At 68.1% G+C, this 16,160-nt stretch carries 15 protein-coding genes; 9 read left to right on the top strand and 6 right to left on the bottom strand.

All coding sequences use genetic code 11. From position 1 onward, the window contains the following. The 4 genes from OCW50_RS09680 to OCW50_RS09665 all read left to right on the top strand — a co-directional run. Positions 1–173: DNA translocase FtsK (locus OCW50_RS09680; RefSeq protein WP_262297336.1), on the top strand; the 173-nt coding region annotated here is incomplete at its 5' end. 99 nt (positions 174–272) lie between these two features. Beyond that, a complete protein-coding gene (locus OCW50_RS09675) occupies positions 273–1,190 on the top strand; it encodes an outer-membrane lipoprotein carrier protein LolA (protein ID WP_262297312.1) in 918 nt (305 codons plus the stop codon). Positions 1,191–1,445: 255 nt separating this feature from the next. Further along, the gene (locus OCW50_RS09670; RefSeq protein ID WP_262271364.1) at positions 1,446–2,261 is read left to right on the top strand and encodes an exodeoxyribonuclease III; all 816 of its coding nucleotides are present in this window, start codon (positions 1,446–1,448) and stop codon (positions 2,259–2,261) included. 85 nt (positions 2,262–2,346) lie between these two features. Then, positions 2,347–4,059 (top strand): methyl-accepting chemotaxis protein, encoded by a 1,713-nt coding sequence (locus OCW50_RS09665; RefSeq protein ID WP_262297311.1) that lies wholly within the window; start codon positions 2,347–2,349, stop codon positions 4,057–4,059. 11 nt (positions 4,060–4,070) lie between these two features. On the opposite strand, the gene OCW50_RS09660 is transcribed toward OCW50_RS09665, so the two are convergent. Together OCW50_RS09660 and OCW50_RS09655 are read right to left on the bottom strand one after the other, a co-directional pair. Beyond that, positions 4,071–4,565 (bottom strand): cyclic nucleotide-binding domain-containing protein, encoded by a 495-nt coding sequence (locus OCW50_RS09660; RefSeq protein WP_262297310.1) that lies wholly within the window; start codon positions 4,563–4,565, stop codon positions 4,071–4,073. 6 nt (positions 4,566–4,571) lie between these two features. After that, positions 4,572–5,258, bottom strand: a complete 687-nt coding sequence (locus OCW50_RS09655; protein ID WP_262297309.1) for a response regulator transcription factor — start codon at positions 5,256–5,258, stop codon at positions 4,572–4,574. 281 nt (positions 5,259–5,539) lie between these two features. Here OCW50_RS09655 and OCW50_RS09650 point away from each other — a divergent pair, with 281 nt between their 5' ends. Beyond that, positions 5,540–6,073: a L,D-transpeptidase family protein gene (locus OCW50_RS09650; RefSeq protein ID WP_262271360.1), complete on the top strand. Its 534-nt coding sequence runs from the start codon at positions 5,540–5,542 to the stop codon at positions 6,071–6,073. Positions 6,074–6,192: 119 nt separating this feature from the next. On the opposite strand, the gene OCW50_RS09645 is transcribed toward OCW50_RS09650, so the two are convergent. Next, positions 6,193–7,707 (bottom strand): ABC-F family ATP-binding cassette domain-containing protein, encoded by a 1,515-nt coding sequence (locus OCW50_RS09645; RefSeq protein WP_262297308.1) that lies wholly within the window; start codon positions 7,705–7,707, stop codon positions 6,193–6,195. Positions 7,708–7,988: 281 nt separating this feature from the next. Next, positions 7,989–8,915, bottom strand: a complete 927-nt coding sequence (locus OCW50_RS09640) for a LysR family transcriptional regulator (protein ID WP_262271359.1) — start codon at positions 8,913–8,915, stop codon at positions 7,989–7,991. Between the two features lie 118 nt (positions 8,916–9,033). On the opposite strand from OCW50_RS09640, the gene OCW50_RS09635 reads away from it, so the two are divergent. Beyond that, positions 9,034–10,029, top strand: coding sequence for an aldo/keto reductase (locus tag OCW50_RS09635; RefSeq protein WP_262297307.1), 996 nt, complete (start codon positions 9,034–9,036; stop codon positions 10,027–10,029). A 211-nt stretch (positions 10,030–10,240) separates the two neighbouring features. Here OCW50_RS09635 and OCW50_RS09630 read toward each other — a convergent pair whose 3' ends face one another. Next, on the bottom strand, positions 10,241–11,107 hold the full coding sequence (locus tag OCW50_RS09630) for an SDR family oxidoreductase (RefSeq protein WP_262271357.1): 867 nt from the start codon (positions 11,105–11,107) through the stop codon (positions 10,241–10,243). Positions 11,108–11,203: 96 nt separating this feature from the next. Between OCW50_RS09630 and OCW50_RS09625 the strand changes: the two genes are divergently transcribed. Continuing rightward, positions 11,204–12,097 carry a LysR family transcriptional regulator gene (locus tag OCW50_RS09625; RefSeq protein WP_262271356.1) on the top strand — a complete coding sequence of 298 codons (894 nt, stop codon included), beginning with the start codon at positions 11,204–11,206 and terminating at the stop codon, positions 12,095–12,097. A gap of 24 nt (positions 12,098–12,121) precedes the next feature. Here the strand turns inward: OCW50_RS09625 and OCW50_RS09620 are convergent, their stop codons facing one another. Next, positions 12,122–12,802: a YggS family pyridoxal phosphate-dependent enzyme gene (locus OCW50_RS09620; protein ID WP_262297306.1), complete on the bottom strand. Its 681-nt coding sequence runs from the start codon at positions 12,800–12,802 to the stop codon at positions 12,122–12,124. Between the two features lie 213 nt (positions 12,803–13,015). Between OCW50_RS09620 and leuS the strand changes: the two genes are divergently transcribed. Further along, the gene (leuS, locus tag OCW50_RS09615) at positions 13,016–15,634 is read left to right on the top strand and encodes a leucine--tRNA ligase (RefSeq protein ID WP_262297305.1); all 2,619 of its coding nucleotides are present in this window, start codon (positions 13,016–13,018) and stop codon (positions 15,632–15,634) included. Beyond that, positions 15,621–16,157 carry an LPS assembly lipoprotein LptE gene (lptE, locus tag OCW50_RS09610; RefSeq protein ID WP_262271353.1) on the top strand — a complete coding sequence of 179 codons (537 nt, stop codon included), beginning with the start codon at positions 15,621–15,623 and terminating at the stop codon, positions 16,155–16,157. Before leuS ends, lptE begins: the two co-directional genes overlap by 14 nt. Positions 16,158–16,160: the final 3 nt, after the last annotated feature.

Genomic DNA, 16,160 nt, shown 5'->3' with positions numbered 1-16,160 from the left:
TGCTGCGCGACAAGAAGGCCTCGACGAGCTACATCCAGCGCCGGCTCCAGATCGGCTACAACCGCGCCGCCTCGCTCATGGAGCGCATGGAAAACGAGGGCATCGTCGGCCCCGCAAACCATGCCGGCAAACGCGAGATTCTGCTTGAAACTCCGGGCATGGGAGAGGATTAAGGCGGTCTCGGAACCTTGGCCGCGGCCCTGCGTCGTTCCTGGGCCATTCCCAATGGCCGGGCAGCGTCCATGATGATGGTCCGAAGGAGACCGATTCGGATGCGTCCCGTCCTTCTTGCCGGCCTGGTGACGGCGCTCTCCGCGGGCGCCTGGCCGGCCATGGGCCAGACCTTTCCGATCGACCTGATCCTCCCGCCCGTCCGTCCGGCGAGCCAGGGCTTCGGCCCGTCGCTCCCGCACCTGCCGACCGCCTCGTTCCACCGGGCGATCCCTGTCGTGGCCGAGACCCAGCCGTCCCGCCCGGTCATTCCGAGGCCGGCCAATGCGGAACAGGTTCTGGCCGTCACCGCGCCGCTCCCGCCGAGCCGGCCCGCGACGGCGGAGCCCCGCCAGACGCCGGAACCGCGGCCGGTCGCGGTCGCTTCCCGGCCCATCGTCGCCGCGGAGACGCCCGTGGCCCTGCGCCAGCCGCTGCCGAACGGCGAGGCGGTGGCGCGGGCCAATGCCTATTTCACGAACCTGACCACCCTGGTGGCCGATTTCACCCAGGTGGGCGGCGACGGGCGCCGGCTGGGCGGCACCCTCTATCTCCAGCGCCCCGGCCGGGTGCGGTTCGAGTACGATCCGCCGGCCACCCTCGAGGTGATCGCCGACGGGCGATCGGTCGCCGTGCGAGACCGCAAGCTCGCGACGCAGGACCTCTATTCCATCTCCCAGACGCCGCTGAAATTCCTCCTGCGCGAGCAGGTGAACCTCGGCCAGGACATTCGGATCACGGGCATCGCCAACGACGGCGACGGCGTGCGCATCAGCCTTGAGGATTCCTCGACGCTCGGCGGCACCTCGCGGATCGTCCTGGTGTTCGACAGCCAGGTGGAGACCCTGAACCAGTGGCGCATCGTCGACGCGCAGGGCTTCCAGACGGTGGTGATGCTCGGCAGGAGCGAGCGCGGCCGCCGGATCGACCAGGATCTGTTCAAGATCCAGTACGACATCCTGGTCGGCGGGAATAAGTAGCGAGCGCCATCGGGGATGATACCCTCGGAGACGACACCCTTCCACGTCATGCTTCCACGTCATGGCCGGGCTTGTCCCGGCCATCCCGATCGTTTGGGGCGCGGCGCTCTTCCGACCGAGATCACCAGGACAAGCCCGGTGATGACGAGAGGAGTCGGGATTGGCGACCGGTCCGCCACCGGAACGGCGACACCGCGCTTCCCTCCGGGGCGAATCTATCGTAGCCGAAGGGGATCTTCCGAAGGGCCTCCTCCCGTGCAACTGACCGTCTCGACCTGGAACATCAATTCCGTTCGCCTGCGCCTCGACCAGGTGGGCCGCTTCCTGAAGGAGCGCCGCCCCGACATTCTATGCCTGCAGGAGACCAAATGCCCGAATGACAAACTTCCCCTGAAGGACCTGCAGGCCTTCGGCTATCCCTTCGTGGTCCATATGGGCCAGAAGGGCTATAACGGGGTCGCGATCCTGTCCCGCTATCCGTTCTCCGAGACGAGCGTGATGGAGATGTGCGGACGCCAGGACGCGCGCCACATCACCGTCACCCTGAGCCGGGAGGCCAAGGCGGCGGCCGGCCTGACGATCCATAACTTCTACGTGCCGGCCGGCGGCGACATCCCGGATCCGGAGCTCAACGAGAAATTCCGGCACAAGCTCGACTTCATGGCCGAGATGCGCTCCTGGGGCGGGCGCGCGAAGCCGACCGCGGGTCCGGCCATTCTCGTGGGCGATCTTAACGTGGCGCCGCTCGAGCACGACGTCTGGAGCCACAAGCAGCTCCTCGACGTGGTGAGCCACACCCCGGTCGAGACCGAGGCCCTGGAGGAGCTGCGCCAGGAGGCGGAGTGGATCGACGCCATGCGGGTCCTGCGACCCGAGCCCGAAAAGATCTATTCCTGGTGGAGCTACCGCTCGCCCGACTGGGCGGCCGCCGACAAGGGCCGCCGGCTCGACCATGTCTGGCTGTCGAAGGGCATGGCCGGCACCCTGCGCTCCATCGACGTCACCCGCGAGACCCGCGGCTGGGAGCGTCCCTCGGACCACGCCCCCGTGACGGCCGTGCTGGAGCTGTAAAAAGCCGCCCTGCCCGTGGCTCCTTGACACCTTTTTAACCGCTTTTTGCGAAGGCTTGTGCACGATTTTCCTAAGGTAAATACCCGTGCAGTTCCTCGCCAACCGGAAGCTTTCCCATCTCACCACGTCCGCCATGGTGGCGTTCGTCGTGCTGACCGCCGCCGCGCTGTTCGCGGTTGTCGCCCTTCGGACCCGCCAGGACGTGGAGACCAAGGCGCTCGCCCAGCTCCAGTCCAACGTGCGCACCTTCGTGGGCATCCTGCGCGGCTCCATCGACAGCCTGAGCGTGAAGAAGGACGCCGCCGGGGCGGTCACGGGCATCACGGTGAACGACGACGCGGTGTTCTACAGCGACGAGCTCGCCGACCGCATCGCGGAGGCCACGCAGGCCCCGGCCACCCTGTTCGTGAAGGACAAGGCCAGCGGCAACTTCATCCGCCGGGCCACCAACATGCGCAATCCCGACGGGTCCCGCGCGGTCGGAACCGCCATGGACCGCAACGGCGTCGTCTTCCCGATCGTGTCGGCCGGCGGCACCTATGTGGGCAAGGCCTCCATCCTGGGAGCCGACTATCTCCTGGTGAACCTGCCGGTCTTCGGCCAGTCCGGACAGGTGCTGGGCGTGCTCGGCAGCGGATTCCAGGTGACGGCCCTTGAAGCCTCGGCGAACCGGCTCATGTGGCAGATGGGAATGGTCTCCCTGGCGGCCGTCCTGGTGCTGACCCTGGCCGCAATCCTGTCCGGCCGGATGCTCTTCCGCCCGATCCCGAAGCTCGCGGAGGCCATGAAGAGCCTGGCCCATGGCGAGACCGCCCTGACGGTGCCCTACCTGGCGGCCCGGAACGAGATCGGCGAGATGGCCCGCGCCGTGGAGATCTTCCGCGAGAACGCGGCCGAGCGGCAGCGGCTCCCCGTCGAGCAGGCCGCCGAGAGCGGCGCGAAGATGCAGCGCGCCCTCAAGCTGGACGAGCTGACCCGCCGGTTCGAGGCCAATGTCTCGGCCCTGACCCAGGGGCTCGCCACCGCGGCCACGGAAATGGAGGCGACCGCCCAGACCATGACGAGCACGGCCGACCGCACCAACCGGCAATCCGTCAGCGTGGCGGCGGCCGCCGAGCAGACCTCGAGCAGCGTGCAGACCGTCGCGGCGGCCACCGAGGAGATGTCGATCTCGATCCGGGAGATCGCCCGGCAGGTCCATCAATCGTCCCAGATCTCCTTCGAGGCGGTCGAGAGCGCCAAGCGCACCAACGGCATCGTGCAGGCCCTCTCCAGCAGCGCCGAGCGCATCGGCGACGTGATCACCCTGATCAACAACCTGGCCGCCCAGACCAACCTGCTGGCGCTCAACGCCACCATCGAGGCGGCCCGCGCGGGCGAGGCCGGCAAGGGCTTCGCGGTCGTGGCCTCGGAGGTGAAGAACCTCGCGACCCAGACGGCCAAGGCCACGGACGAGATCGGCTCGCAGATCGCCCAGATCCAGGGCGCCACCCAGGAGGCCGTGGGGGCGATCCACGGCATCCAGACCATCATCGACCAGATCTCGGCCATCTCGACCGGGATCGCGGCCGCCATGGAGGAACAGGGCGCCACCACGGGGGAGATCTCCCGCAGCGTCCAGGAGGCCGCCCGCGGCACCGGCCAGGTGACGGACTCGATCGAGAGCGTGAAGCACGGGGCCGGCGAGACGGGGGCTGCGGCCACCCAGGTCCTGGGCGCCGCCCAGGAGCTCGCCCGCTACGCGGAGAACCTGAGCCGCGAGGTCGACGTCTTCCTGAGCGACGTCAAGGCGGCGTAAGGGGCCTTCCCTTACGTCTCGTCCGGCGCCTTCGGGGGAATCTCCCCGCCGTCGATGGCGATGAGCTGCTGGCGGACGCGCTCCAGGCCCTCCGTGAGGCGGGCGAGCTCGTCCGCCATCGCGTCCTGGATGGCCGCGGCCGCGTCCGGGAACTCCTCCAGCACCCGGCGCATGAGGCTCGGGGTGACCCGGATGACGGCCGAGGGCTCGCGGGCCGTGGCGGTGGCGCGGCGCTCGATGCGGGCGAACAGGGCCGCCTGCCCGATCAGGGCGCCGGGACCGGCCAGGAAGGCCTCGGGCGAGCCGTCGTCCTTGGCGTCGAGCGCGATGGCGCCGCGGCTCACCACGTAGCCGCCGTCCGAGCGGTCACCCTTCTTGAACAGCACGTCGCCTTCCCGGTAGGTCCGGCTCTCCGACGCGAAGGCCACGAGGCGCAGGGCGTCGCGCTCCAGCAGGTTGAACAGCGGAGCCCGGCTGAGCGTGGCGATGTCGTCGTCGAGCGCCATGTCCGGTCAGGGAATCAGCTTGTAGCCGCCGGGCTCGGTGACCAGGATGCTGGCATTGGACGGGTCCGACTCGATCTTCTGGCGCAGGCGGTAGATATGCGTTTCCAGGGTGTGGGTGGTGACGTTGGAATTGTAGCCCCACACCTCCGTGAGCAGGGTGTCGCGTCCGACCACGGACTGGCCGGCCCGGTAGAGGTAGCGCAGGATCGCGGTTTCCTTTTCCGTCAGCTTGAGCTTGGAGCCCTTGTCGGTGGTGAGCAGCTTCGAGCCTGGGCGGAAGATGTAGGGCCCGATCTGGAACACCGCATCCTCGCTCGCCTCGTACTGCCGAAGCTGCGCCCGGATGCGGGCGAGCAGCACGGCGAATTTGAACGGCTTGACCACGTAGTCGTTCGCCCCCGCCTCGAGGCCCATCACGGTGTCGCTGTCCGATCCCTGGGCGGTGAGCATGATGATCGGGCTGCGGAAGCCGTTCTGGCGCATGACCTTGACCGCGTCGCGCCCGTCCATGTCCGGCAGGCCCACATCCATGATGGCAAGATCGATCCGGTCCCCTTTCACCGCATCGATGGCGCCCGTGGCGGTCTCGGCGGTCGCAACCTGAAACTCGTCATAGAATCCGAGCTGTTCGGCTAGGGTGTCGCGCAGGTCCTGATCGTCATCGACGACGAGGAGGCGGCTGGCATTCGACATCTCAAACCCTTCAACACGATGGACTGCGAAAGTCGCGAGAGCGGTCTTCAAACAGCGAAGAACCCGGACATGCCCGGGCCGGTTCATTCGCCTCCTGTCACCGCTCATGATCCGGATCGAAAATCGCCGCCTGACGCGAGAGCATCGTTCGGCAAACCGGGTTCAGGTTCTCGACGATGCGCCCGTCGGCGCGAGCCTTGAGCTTTGGATCATGCTCGATGCATAAGAGTAGTCATTCCCAGCTTGACAACAAGAGGGACCTTCCGTCCCTTCCACTGCCCATGAAACCGTCTCGCGTCAATGTCATCCGCGTGTTCCGCTCCCCGCTCGACCACTGTCGTGGGCGTCTCGAAGCCGGCAACCTCGTCGTGCCCTGTGCGCTGGGCCGCTCCGGAACGCGCCGGGCCAAGCGCGAGGGCGACGGCGCCTCGCCGGTCGGGCGGTTCCGGATCCTGCAGGGCTTCTACCGCCCTGATCACGGCCCGCGCCCCAGGACGGGCTTGGCCCTGAGGTGCATCCGCCCCGCCGACGGCTGGTCGGACGACGTGCGGGACCGGCGCTATAACCGCCTCGTCCCCCTGCCCTGCCCGACCGGCCACGAGAGGATGTGGCGGGACGACCATCTCTACGACGTGGTGCTCGACATCGCGTGGAACCGCGGCCCGGTCGTGAAGGGCCGCGGCAGCGCCATCTTCCTTCACCTCGCCCGCCCGGGATTCCTGCCCACGGAGGGCTGCGTGGCCGTCGAGCGTCGCATGATCCGCCGCCTCATGGAGCGGATCGGGCCGCACACGCGCATCGAGATCGTGGGGTGAGCCCGGTCAACCTCCCGTCATGGGCTCGCTTGTCCCGGCCGCCCCGATCGCTGGGGCACGGGGCTGTCCGGATCGGGATCACCGGCACGAGGCCGGTGATGACGTCGAGGATTGGACCCTCACCCGGCCAAGCTCTCATAGAACCCCTCCGGACCCTCGATCTCGCGGATTCTGCCCCGGTCGATGAGGAGGAAGCGGGTCCCGACGGTTTTCACGAAGCTCCGGTCGTGGGACACCACGATGCAGGTGGCCTGCGTCTCGAGGATCTCCGCCTCCAACTGCTCGCGGCCCGGGATGTCCACGTGGTTGGTGGGCTCGTCCATGAGATAGACGTTGGGCGCGGACAGGCGCAACGCCAGGAGGCCGAGCCGCGCCTTCTGGCCCGGTGACAATCGGGCGATGGGAAGACCCTGCCGGTCGATGGAGAAGCCCGCCTCCGCCAGCACGGCGCGGCTGCGCTGATCGCCGAGGCGGAAGCGCGACAGGATGAAGTCGTGCGCCGTGCTCCCGTCGGGCAATTGTCCCATGTCCTGGTCCACGTAGCCGAGCGCGAGGCTCGGGCTCGTGCGGATTCCCGGAAGGCGCTCCGGCCGGGTCATCGCCGCGTTCAGCAGCCGGACGAACTGCGACTTGCCGGCACCGTTGCGGCCGAGCACCACGACACGGTCGCCCTGCGCCACGGCGAGCTTCGGAATCGTGAACAGCCGCCGCCCGTCCGGGGCCAGGACGTCGACGTTCTCCACCGCCACGAGCACCCGCGCATGGGTGCCCCGGTTGCCGAGCCGGATCTCGCCCGGCCGCTCCCGGTGCAGGGAGCGTGCGCTCTGCTCCAGCGCGTCGGCCCGGCGCCGGATCTGGGCTGATTTCACCTGCGCGGCATCGCTGCCGCTGTTGATGCCCACGTTGCGCAGTTCCTGGGCGCTCTCGCGCAGGCGCTTGACCTCGCGCAGGGTCTTGTCGCGCTGCGTCTTGGCGGCCGCGTCGTGCTCCTCGAGCAGGGCGCGGGCGCGCCGGTAGGGATGCGCGAAGGCGACGGATTCCCCGGGCCGCAGGAACAGGGTCTTGGTCGTGCAGGCATCGAGGAAGTCGCGGTCGTGGCTCGCCACCACGATGGGGGCGGTGAAACCCGCCAGGTTGATCCAGGCTTCCAGGGTGAAGAGCTTTTCGAGATCGAGATGGTTCGTGGGCTCGTCGAGGAGGAGAAGGTCGGGCTCGGCGATCCACGCGCGGGCGATCAGCGCGAGCCGCTGCCAGCCGCCGCTCAGCGCCCGCATGGGCCGGGTGCGCAGATCGGCCGGGGCGTCGAATTCGTCGAGCACCATGTCGACGCGCCAGTCCTGGCTCGCGCGCTCGCCCGCCGGCAGGGCCCTTAGCAGCACGTCGTGCAGGGACAGGTCGGCGAGACCGGCGGGAACGTCCTGCTCGACAAGGGCGACGCGCAGGCCGCGCGGGCGCATGATGTCGCCCTCGGTCGGCTCGGTGAGGCCGGCGAGGCATTTCAGAAGGGTCGATTTTCCGGCTCCGTTGGCGGCCACGAGGCCGATGCGGTCGCCCTGGCCGATGACGAGGTTCAGGTTCCGGAACAGGGGGGTTTGGGCGACGACGGTGACATTGCGAAGGCTCAGGGAGGCCATGGGAGGATCTCACGGGTGCGACGCGCCGGGGCGAAGGCCCTCGAAACGCGAACAATCTGGAACGTGTCAGACGCGCCGGATCCTTGCAGAGCCACGGACGCGGGTGAGCCGTTCAGAGCTGACCGGAGTGAGATGAGGACGGAGAAAAGCCGTCAGATCCGCTCGATGGCCGGCCCTGCAACAAGCTGCTGCAGGGCGTGCCCGGGGCCGAACGTGCGTTGATGCATCGCTTCAATCATGCAGCCCTCCCCGGTTCGACATGGTGGATCGAGACAAGAAGCTTAACCGGAAATGGCCGCGGCTGCAATCTCGGATGCCGGCCGGCGCTTGACGAAGTCCACGAAGGCGCGCAGGGGCGCGGGCATGTGGCGGCGGCTCGGGTAATAGAGGAAGGGTCCGGAAAAGGGCTGCTGCCAATCCTCCAGCACCGGCTCGAGGGCGCCGCTCGCGAACTCGTTCTCCAGAAACCCCGCGAAGGTGGCGATCAGCCCGAGGCCCTGTAGGGCGGCGGCGATCTCCAGGTCGATGCTGTTGGCAATGACCCGGGCGGTGGGCGTGATCTTCACGACCTCGCCGTCGCGCTCGAACTCCCAGGGATGCATGATGCCGCTGGCGAAGCGGTGCCGGATGCAGGCGTGGTTCAGGATGTCCCTCGGGTGCGAGGGCCGTCCGTGGGCGGCGAAATAGGCCGGCGCCCCCGCCACCGCGAAGCGCTGGCTGCGCGGACCGATCGGCACGGCGATCATGTCCTTCTCCAGCCGCTCGTCATAGCGGATCCCGGCGTCGAATCCCGCCGCCAGCACGTCGACGAAGCTGTCGTCGGTGGCGACCTCCAGGGTAATGCCGGAATGGGTGGCGAGAAACGGCCCGATGAGTCGCGGCAGCACGAGACGGGCCACGGCCGTGGGGACGTTGAGCCGCAAGGTGCCGGTGGGCGAATCGCGAAAGCCGTTCACTGCATCCAGGGCGGCCGCGACCTCGCTCAAGGCGGGTCCCAGGCGTTCCAGGAGGCGCTGGCCGGCCTCGGTCGGCGTGACGCTGCGGGTGGTCCGGTTGAGCAGGCGCACGCCGAGCCGCGCCTCCAGCCGGCGCAGGGCTTCGCTCAGGGACGAGGCCGAGACGCCGCGCAGCCGCGCCACGCTGCGGAAGCTGCGCGCCCGCGCGACCGCCGCGAAGGCTTCGAGATCCGCCAGATCCACGTCGCTCATTGTTCGAAAATCCAAACAGCCTGTTCCGGTTATGCCGGATTATAGCACGAACTGGAAGCAGGCATGATCCGTTCATGCCGGCAAGACCCGCCGGCCGCCATTTTCAGGAGATCAGACAATGCAACAGCGCCATCTAGGAAAAACCGGTCCCTCCGTATCGGCCCTCGGCCTCGGCTGCATGGGGATGTCCGGCATGTACGGACCGGCGGATCGGGCCGAGAGCATCGCCACGATCCATGCGGCGCTCGACGCCGGCATCACCCTGCTCGACACGGGCGACTTCTACGGCATGGGCCACAACGAGATGCTGATCGGCGAGGCCCTCCAGGGCCGCAACCGGGACCGGGCCCTGATCAGCGTCAAGTTCGGCGCCATGCGCGAGCCGTCCGGCGCCTGGCTCGGCTACGATGCCCGGCCGCAGGCGGTCAAAAGCTTCCTCGCCTATACGCTGCAGCGCCTGAGGGTCGATCATATCGACATCTACCGCCCCGCACGGCTCGATCCGAACGTGCCGATCGAGGAGACCATCGGGGCCATCGCCGACATGGTGAAGGCCGGCTATGTGCGCCATATCGGCCTGTCCGAGGTCGGCGCCGACACGATCCGCCGGGCGGCGGCCGTGCATCCGATCTGCGACCTGCAGATCGAGTATTCCCTCATCTCCCGGGGCATCGAGGACGCGATCCTGCCCGCCTGCCGCGCACTCGGCATCGGCCTCACGGCCTATGGGGTGCTCTCCCGCGGGCTGATCAGCGGCCATTGGAGCAAGGGTCAGGCGGGCGCCGGCGATTTCCGCGCCCATAGCCCGCGCTTCCAGGACGGCAACGTGGAGCGGAACCTGGCGCTGGTGGAGGCGCTCAAGGGCGTGGCGGAGGCCAAGGGCGTCAGCGTGGCGCAGATCGCCATCGCCTGGGTGGCCGCCCAGGGCGATGACATCGTGCCGCTCGTCGGCGCCCGACGCCGGGATCGGTTGCAGGAAGCGCTCGGAGCCCTCGACGTGCGGCTGACGCGCGAGGATCTCGCGGCCATCGAGCAGGCCGTGCCGAAGGGCGCCGCCGCGGGCGACCGCTACGCCGCGCCCCAGATGGCCATGCTGGACAGCGAGCGGGGGTAAGCGGTGTTCTCGTCGCCGGTCGGTGTGGCCGGCTGGCATCGCCGCTGAGGCCCTTTCCCCCGTCATCACCGGGCTTGTCCCCGTGATCCCGATCCAGAGACCCGCTGTGCTCTTCCGATCGGGATGGCCGGCGAGACGTGGGTGATGACCGGCCGGCCATGAGGTGACGAATGGCACGGTCGGGAGAAGTTGGACCGCAGGGCTCCGTGAATCAGCCCCTTGCCGGGACGGAGGATGTCCCCTCCCCGATCCTCGGCCCGACCTGAGCGCGCATGAAGGCGAGATACGCGTCCTCCGACGTCTCGCGGCGGGCGGCGACCAGGGGCTTGATGTCGTCGGTCGCGACATAACGCAGCCGGTCGGTGCCGTCGGTGGCCGCCGTCCAGATCACCTCGGCCACCTCCTCGCTCGTCGCATCGGCTCGGGCGGCGCGCAGCCCGGCGAAGACCGCCTGAGCGCCCCTCACGAACGGCTCGTAATCGGACGGGACCATGGATCTGGCAGCCTCTTCGCCGCTGCGCCTGCCGAACCGGGTGCTGGTGACACCGCCGGGCTCGACGATCTTCACGGCGATGCCGAGGCTCGCGAGCTCATAGGACAGGGATTCCGAAAAGCCCTCCAGGGCGAATTTCGACGCGCAGTAGAGCGAGATCATCGGCAGGGCGAAGACGCCCGCGCCCGAGCTGACGTTGACGATCACGCCCGCGCGGTTCGCGCGCAAATGCGGCAGGACGGCCCGGGTCACGTCCATGAGGCCGAACAGGTTGACATCGAACTGCTCCCGGATCTTGTCGCGCGACGTTCCCTCGAACACCCCGAACAAGCCGAAGCCCGCATTGTTCACGAGCACGTCCAGGCGGCCGAAGCGGGCGATCCCGGCCGCCACCGCCGCGTCGATGCTCGCTTGGTCCTGAACGTCGAGCCGGGTGACGAGCACATTGTCGAGGGCGGCCAGGGCCGCTCCCGCCTCGGGACGGCGCATGGTGGCGATGACGTTCCACCCGCGGGAGGCGAAGAGCCGGGCGGTCGCCTCGCCGAATCCGGTCGAAGCGCCGGTCATCAGAACGGTACGGGTCATGGGAAAAGCTCCTGTGTTGAAGCCCCCCTTATGGATCCGCGCCATTGTTGTGATAATCCGTTCAATTCTGCACGAGATGATGAAGGATTTTACACAATGGCCGATCTTGGCCTCGGCGACCTCAAGGCTCTGGCAGCCGTGGCGGCTCATCGCAGCTTCCGGGCCGCGGCGCTCGATCTCGGCCTGTCGCCCTCTTCCCTCAGCCATATTGTGGCGAACCTCGAAAAGCGCCTTGGAGTGCGGCTCTTCAACCGCACGACCCGCAGCGTCTCGGTGACCGAGGCCGGCGAGGCTTTCCTGACCCGGGTCCAGCCGGCCCTGCGGGAGCTCGAGGATGCGGTCGAAACGGTCAACCGCTACCGGCAGACCCCGGCGGGCCTCCTGCGCCTGAACACCTCCGAGGGCGCGGCCATGCGGGTCCTGCCGGTCCTCCTCGATTTCATGCAGTCCTATCCCGACATGCGGGTCGACGTGGTTTGCGAGGGGCGGATGGTGGACATCGTGGCCGGCGGTTTCGACGCGGGCCTGCGCATCGCGGAGGCCGTGCCGCAGGAGATGGTCTCCGTGCCGCTGGGGCTCGACGAGGAATTCGCCGTGGTGGGAGCGCCCGATTATCTGTCGTCCCACGGCATGCCCCAGAATCCGGCCGACCTGTTCGAGCACGAATGCATCCGCACCCGCCTGCCGAGCGGGACGATCTATCGGTGGGAGTTCGAGCGCTCGGGCGAGGAGATCCGCCTCGACGTCCCGGGCCGCCTGACCTTGGGAACCCACGACCTCGGCCTGCAGGCGGCCCGGGCCGGCGCCGGCCTCGCTTATGTCAATCGGCGCTCGGCGGAACAGGACCTCGCGACCGGGCGTCTGGTGCGCGTCCTGGCCGAGTGGACGCCGCCTTTTGCGGGCATCTGCCTCTATTATCCGCGCCAGCGCCTGCCCTCGGCGGGCCTCAGGGCCTTCATCGACCATTTCCAGGCCGCACGCAGGCGCTGACGGATCCTTCGCCCCGATGCAGTCTCAGGCCTTCGACGGCCTTGCCCCGAAGATCGCGCTGCCCACCCGCACATGGGTGGCGCCGAGCTGGATCGCCGCATCGAAATCGGCACTCATGCCCATGGACAGCATCCCCAGCCCGTGGCGCCTCGCGATGGTGTTGAGCAGGGCGAAATGGGGCGACGGCGGGTCCTCGGCCGGCGGGATGCACATGAGGCCATCCACCTGCAATCCATACGTGTTGCGGCAGGCCTCGAGGAAGGCGTCGATCTCAGTCGGGATCACGCCGCCCTTCTGCGGCTCCTCGCCGGTGTTCACCTGAACCAGCAGGCGGGGCGTCCGGCCCTGCCGGGCGATCTCCCGGGCGAGCGCCTCGGCGAGCGACGGGCGGTCGAGCGTGTGGATCACGTCGAAGAGTTCCACGGCCTCGCGGGCCTTGTTGGACTGGAGCGGACCGATCATGTGGAGCTCCACGTCGGAAAAGCGCTCCCGCAGGGCCGGCCACTTGGCTTTGGCTTCCTGCACGTAATTCTCGCCGAAGACGCGCTGGCCCGCGGCGAGCACCGGCTCGATGGCCTCGGCCGGAAAGGTCTTCGAGACCGCCACGAGGGTGATGCCCGACGGGTCGCGCCCGTAATCGGACGCCGCGCGCCGGATACTCTCCTGCACCTGCCTCAGGCCGTCGACCGCGTGGTTGTCGCTCATGGGATCCTCTTAAAGCCGCCTCGCGCGCGCGAAACCGTTGACCGCGCGGGAGAGCTGTGTCCTAGTCCGCCGCAACGTGGCGGCGCAAGCCGCTTGAATCGTTGAAGCATGATCCGGTGACGGGGATGCCGGCCCACCGATACGATCATGCGATGATGGGAACAAGAGAGCAGGAAGCCCTTCCTGCTCGAAATGACGGATGATTGACGAGACATGAGGCCCGAGCGCTACAACGCCAAGGAAGCCGAGCAGAAATGGCGGAAGGTCTGGAACGACCGCGACCTGTTCCGGACGAACAACGACGACCCGCGTCCGAAATACTACGTGCTCGAGATGTTCCCCTATCCGTCGGGACGCATCCACATGGGCCACGTGCGCAACTACACCATGGGCGACGTGGTGGCGCGCTACAAGCGCGCCCGCGGCTTCAACGTGCTCCATCCCATGGGCTGGGACGCCTTCGGCATGCCGGCAGAGAACGCCGCGATGCAGAACAAGGTCCACCCGAAGGAATGGACCTATGCCAACATCGCCACCATGCGCGCCCAGCTGCAGAGCATGGGCCTGGCCATCGACTGGAGCCGCGAGATCGCGACCTGCGATCCGAGCTACTACAAGCACCAGCAGCGCATGTTCCTGGACTTCCTGGAGGCGGGCCTCGTCGACCGCAAGACCGCCAAGGTGAACTGGGACCCGGTCGACCATACGGTTCTGGCCAACGAACAGGTGATCGACGGGCGCGGCTGGCGCTCCGGCGCCCTGGTCGAGCAGCGCGAGCTGACCCAGTGGTTCCTGAAGATCACCGATTTCGCGCAGGATCTCGACGACCGCCTCGACACCCTGGACCGCTGGCCCGAGAAGGTGCGCCTGATGCAGCGCAACTGGATCGGCCGCTCGGAAGGGCTGCTGGTCCGCTTCGCCCTGGCTCCTGAGACGGTGCCGAACGGCGAGACCGAGCTGCAGATCTATACGACGCGGCCCGACACCCTGTTCGGCGCCAAGTTCATGGCCGTCGCGCCCGATCATCCGCTGGCCAAGGCCGCGGCCGCGAAGAACCCGGAACTGGCCGCCTTCATCGAAGAGGCCAAGCGCATGGGCACGGCCCAGGAGGCTATCGACAAGGCGGAGAAACTGGGCTTCGACACGGGGATCCGTGCCCTGCATCCGTTCGACCCGAACTGGACCCTGCCGGTCTACGTGGCGAACTTCATCCTGATGGAATACGGCACCGGCGCCATCTTCGGCTGCCCGGCGCACGACCAGCGCGACCTGGACTTCGTCAACAAGTACGGCCTAGGCAACACTCCCGTGGTCTGCCCGCCCGACGTGGATCCGGCGAGCTTCGTCGTGACCGACGTGGCCTATGACGGCGACGGCCGGATGATCAATTCCCGCTTCCTCGACGGCATGACCATCGAGGAGGCGAAGGAGGAGGTCGCCCGGCGTCTGGAGGCCGAGACCCGCGGCAATCACGCGGTGGCCGAGCGCAAGGTGAACTTCCGCCTGCGCGACTGGGGCATCTCGCGCCAGCGCTACTGGGGCTGCCCGATCCCGGTCATCCATTGCGAGGCCTGCGGCGTCGTGCCGGTGCCGAAGGACCAGCTGCCTGTGGTGCTGCCGGAGGACGTGTCCTTCGACGTGCCGGGCAACCCTCTCGACCGCCATCCGACCTGGAAGCACGTGGATTGCCCGCAATGCGGCGGCAAGGCCCGGCGCGAGACGGACACCATGGATACCTTCGTGGATTCGTCCTGGTACTTCGCGCGCTTCACCGACCCGACCCTCGTCGACAAGCCGACGGACCGGGCGACCGTGGACCGCTGGCTTCCGGTCGACCAGTATATCGGCGGCATCGAGCATGCGATCCTGCACCTGCTCTATTCGCGCTTCTTCACCCGGGCGATGAGGAAGACCGGCCATGCGGGCCTCGACGAGCCCTTCGCCGGCCTGTTCACCCAGGGCATGGTGGTGCACGAGACCTACAAGGATCAGAGCGGCGGCTGGGTGCTGCCCGCCGACGTGCGCTTCGAGGTCCAGGGCAACGCCCGAAAGGCCTTCCATGTGGAGACCGGCGCGCCGATCGAGATCGGCTCGATCGAGAAGATGTCGAAGTCCAAGAAGAACACGGTCGATCCGGACGAGATCATCGCGTCTTATGGGGCCGACACGGCGCGGTGGTTCATGCTCTCCGACTCGCCGCCGGAGCGCGACGTGATCTGGACCGAGGAGGGCGTGCAGGGCGCCGGCCGGTTCGTGCAGCGCGTCTGGCGCCTCGTGGGCGACATCGCCGAGCGCATCGGCAGCGACGGCGCGTCCGGCGACGGTCCGATCGCGCTGGCGGTCCGCAAGGCGGCGCACAAGGCGCTGGCGGCCGTCGAGGACGACGTGGAGCGCCTGCGCTTCAACCGCTGCGTGGCCCATCTCTACGAGCTCGCCAACGCCCTGCAGGACTTGGCGAACCGGGCCAAGACCAGCGACGAGCCCGGCCTGGGCCGGGCCTTCACCGAGGCCGGGCGCATCTTCGTGCAGCTGCTCGCCCCGATGATGCCGCACCTGGCCGAGGAGTGCTGGGAATCCTTGGGCCAGCCCGGCCTCGTGTCCGACACGGCCTGGCCGGCGGTCGACCGGTCCCTGCTGGTCGAGGACACGGTCACCTTGCCGGTTCAGGTCAACGGCAAGAAACGCGCCGACGTGACGGTTGCCCGCGATGCCGATCAGGCTACCATCGAGGCGGCTGTGCTCTCGCTCGATGGCGTGCAAAAGGCTATGGAAGGGAAGCCCGCCCGCAAGTTCATCGTGGTTCCCCAAAGGATCGTGAATGTCGTCGTTTAACCTGAAAGGTCTCGCCCCCGTCGTTCTCGTGGCAGGCCTATCTCTCGGCCTGTCCGCCTGCTTCCGGCCGCTCTACGGCCCGACGGCCTCGGGCGAGTCGCTCCAGACGGTGCTGGCCTCCATCGACGTGCCGGAGGTGAAGTGGCCGCCGGCGCTCGCGAATTCGGGACATTACCTGCGCAGCGAGCTGGTCTACCTGCTCAACGGCTCGGGATCGGACACCCCCAAGCGCTACAGCCTGAAGCTGGCGTTGCAGGAAAGCCGGTCGAGTCCGGTGGTCGACACCGAGACCGGCACGGCGAGTTCGGTCATCGTGGGCGGCACCCTGACCTATACCCTGACGAGCCTCGACGGAAAGACCGTGGTCACGCAGGGCACGGCGACCTCCACGACGAGCTTCGACCGCTTCCCGCAGCGCTTCGCCAACATCCGGGCGGGACGGGATGCGGAGATCAGGCTCGCTAGGGACCTGGCGCAGCAGGTGAGAACCCGGCTGTCGGCGGCGCTCGCCACGGCCAGCTGACGC

The organism is Microvirga sesbaniae, assembly GCF_025460805.1.
Classification (GTDB): Bacteria; Pseudomonadota; Alphaproteobacteria; order Rhizobiales; family Beijerinckiaceae; genus Microvirga; species Microvirga sesbaniae.
The sequence above is the reverse complement of the archived record's forward strand: the minus strand, read 5'-3'. Positions and strand labels throughout refer to the sequence as shown.

Excerpts from the sequence above, each read along its gene's own strand:
- OCW50_RS09675 (WP_262297312.1), top strand. The coding sequence starts at position 273 with ATGCGTCCCGTCCTTCTTGCCGGCCTGGTGACGGCGCTCTCCGCGGGC.
- OCW50_RS09660 (WP_262297310.1), bottom strand. The coding sequence starts at position 4,565 with ATGGCGCTCGACGACGACATCGCCACGCTCAGCCGGGCTCCGCTGTTC.
- OCW50_RS09655 (WP_262297309.1), bottom strand. The coding sequence starts at position 5,258 with ATGTCGAATGCCAGCCGCCTCCTCGTCGTCGATGACGATCAGGACCTG.
- OCW50_RS09650 (WP_262271360.1), top strand. The coding sequence starts at position 5,540 with ATGAAACCGTCTCGCGTCAATGTCATCCGCGTGTTCCGCTCCCCGCTC.
- OCW50_RS09645 (WP_262297308.1), bottom strand. The coding sequence starts at position 7,707 with ATGGCCTCCCTGAGCCTTCGCAATGTCACCGTCGTCGCCCAAACCCCC.
- OCW50_RS09640 (WP_262271359.1), bottom strand. The coding sequence starts at position 8,915 with ATGAGCGACGTGGATCTGGCGGATCTCGAAGCCTTCGCGGCGGTCGCG.
- OCW50_RS09635 (WP_262297307.1), top strand. The coding sequence starts at position 9,034 with ATGCAACAGCGCCATCTAGGAAAAACCGGTCCCTCCGTATCGGCCCTC.
- OCW50_RS09630 (WP_262271357.1), bottom strand. The coding sequence starts at position 11,107 with ATGACCCGTACCGTTCTGATGACCGGCGCTTCGACCGGATTCGGCGAG.
- OCW50_RS09625 (WP_262271356.1), top strand. The coding sequence starts at position 11,204 with ATGGCCGATCTTGGCCTCGGCGACCTCAAGGCTCTGGCAGCCGTGGCG.
- OCW50_RS09620 (WP_262297306.1), bottom strand. The coding sequence starts at position 12,802 with ATGAGCGACAACCACGCGGTCGACGGCCTGAGGCAGGTGCAGGAGAGT.
- leuS (WP_262297305.1), top strand. The coding sequence starts at position 13,016 with ATGAGGCCCGAGCGCTACAACGCCAAGGAAGCCGAGCAGAAATGGCGG.
- lptE (WP_262271353.1), top strand. The coding sequence starts at position 15,621 with ATGTCGTCGTTTAACCTGAAAGGTCTCGCCCCCGTCGTTCTCGTGGCA.